The following is a 2500-nucleotide window of genomic DNA, read 5'->3' as shown; positions in this document are numbered from 1 at the left end:
CCCGACTTTCGTCCCTGCTCGACTTGTAGGTCTCGCAGTCAGGCTCCCTTCTGCCTTTACACTCTTCGAACGATTTCCGACCGTTCTGAGGGAACCTTTGGGCGCCTCCGTTACATTTTAGGAGGCGACCGCCCCAGTCAAACTGCCCACCTAACAATGTCCTGTCACCAGTTTCATGGCATCCAGTTAGAATTTCAATACTATCAGGGTGGTATCCCAACAACGACTCCATCAAGGCTGACGCCCTGATTTCCCAGTCTCCCACCTATCCTGTACAGACAATACCGAAATTCAATGCTAAGCTACAGTAAAGCTCTACGGGGTCTTTCCGTCCAATCGCGGGTAGCGAGCATCTTCACTCGCACTACAACTTCGCCGGATTTGCAGTTGAGACAGTGCACAAGTCATTACGCCATTCGTGCGGGTCAGAACTTACCTGACAAGGAATTTCGCTACCTTAGGACCGTTATAGTTACGGCCGCCGTTTACTGGGGCTTAAGTTCACACCTTCGCTTGCGCTAAGTGTTCCCCTTAACCTTCCAGCACCGGGCAGGCGTCAGCCCCTATACATCAGCTTACGCTTTAGCAGAGACCTGTGTTTTTGTTAAACAGTTGCTTGTGCCTATTCTCTGCGGCCTACTTTCGTAGGCACCCCTTCTCCCGAAGTTACGGGGTCAATTTGCCTAGTTCCTTAACTGCAATTCTTCCGTCGGCCTTAGGATTCTCTCCTCATCTACCTGTGTCGGTTTGCGGTACGGGCACTACTTCTCTCCCTAGATGCTTTTCTTGGAAGCATGGAATCAGATACTTCGGTTCCGTAGAACCTTCCCTATAACGCCTCAGAATTGTTAGAGCGGATTTGCCTACTCTAACTCCCTAAACGCTTCGACTAGCATCCAATAGCTAGCACATCCTATCCTTCTCCGTCACACCCTCGGTAATAACGATGATAGTGGTATTGGAATATCAACCAATTGTCCATCGACTACGCCTTTCGGCCTCGCCTTAGGTCCCGACTAACCCTGGGAAGACAAACTTTACCCAGGAAACCTTAGATATTCGGCCTGTAGGATTCTCGCCTACATCTCGCTACTAATGCCAACATTCTCACTTGTAATCAGTCCACCGCTCCTTACGGTACGACTTCAGCCCGATTACAACGCTCCTCTACCGCTCACACTAAGTGTGAACCCGTAGCTTCGGTGGTAAGTTTGAGCCCCGGACATTTTCGGCGCAGGATCTCTTGACTAGTGAGCTATTACGCACTCTTTTAATGAATGGCTGCTTCTAAGCCAACATCCTAGTTGTCTTAGAAATCCCACATCCTTTTCCACTTAACTTACACTTTGGGACCTTAGCTGACGATCTGGGCTGTTTCCCTTTTGACCATGGAACTTATCTTTCATAGTCTGACTGCCGACCTGATAGTATATGGCATTCGGAGTTTGATAAGGTTCGGTAAGCGCTATGCCCCCTAGCCCATTCAGTGCTCTACCTCCACTACTCACATTTGTCGACGCTAGCCCTAAAGCTATTTCGAGGAGAACCAGCTATATCCGAGTTCGATTGGAATTTCTCCGCTATCCACAGCTCATCCCATGCTTTTTCAACAGCAACGTGGTTCGGTCCTCCACGAGGTTTTACCCTCGCTTCAACCTGGCCATGGATAGGTCACCCGGTTTCGGGTCTACAGCATGCAACTAGTCGCCCTATTAAGACTTGGTTTCCCTTCGGCTCCGTACCTTAAGTACTTAACCTCGCTACATACCGTAACTCGTTGGCTCGTTCTACAAAAAGCACATCATCACACACATAAGGTGCTTTGATCGGTTGTAGGCACATGGTTTCAGGTTCTATTTCACTCCCCTCCCGGGGTTCTTTTCACCTTTCCCTCACGGTACTGCTTCACTATCGGTCATCAGGTAGTATTTAGCCTTGGGAGGTGGTCCTCCCTGCTTCCCACAAGGTTTCACGTGTCTCGTGGTACTCTGGAGCAGAACTGTTCATTATTGCTTTTACTTACAAGACTATTACTTCCTATGGTCCAACTTTCCAGTTGTGTTCGGTTAGCAATAATTTCACGTTATGTTCTGTCCGCAACCCCGAAGATAAATCTTCGGTTTGGGCTCTTTCCCTTTCGCTCGCCGCTACTCAGAAAATCGATTTTTCTTTCTCTTCCTCTAGGTACTTAGATGTTTCAGTTCCCTAGGTGTTCCCTCATAAAGCTATGAATTCACTTTATGATACATGGGGTTTCCCATGTGAGTTTCCTCATTCGGAGATCTCCGGATCTCTGGCTATGTGCGCCTACCCGAAGCTTATCGCAGCTTATCACGTCCTTCATCGGCTCCTGATGCCAAGGCATTCACCATGCGCCCTTTGTAGCTTGACCTTTTTATTAGTCTATTCACAAAGAATATATTTCTTGGCTTGTTGTATTTTATATACATTAATCTATGTGCAATTTTCAAAGAACATTTTGAAAGAACTTAGTCTTTCA

Annotated in this window: 1 rRNA gene (only partly in view); it reads right to left on the bottom strand. The window is 47.7% G+C overall.

The window, feature by feature from the left end:
* Positions 1–2392: ribosomal RNA gene (locus CNEONATNEC86_RS00020) — 23S ribosomal RNA — on the bottom strand (it extends 515 nt beyond the left edge of the window).
* Between the last annotated feature and the right edge of the window lie 108 nt (positions 2393–2500).

It is taken from the genome of Clostridium neonatale (genome assembly GCF_900465025.1).
GTDB lineage: Bacteria > Bacillota > Clostridia > Clostridiales > Clostridiaceae > Clostridium > Clostridium neonatale.
Note: the sequence above shows the minus strand (reverse complement) of the source record. Positions and strands in the feature narration are given on the sequence as shown.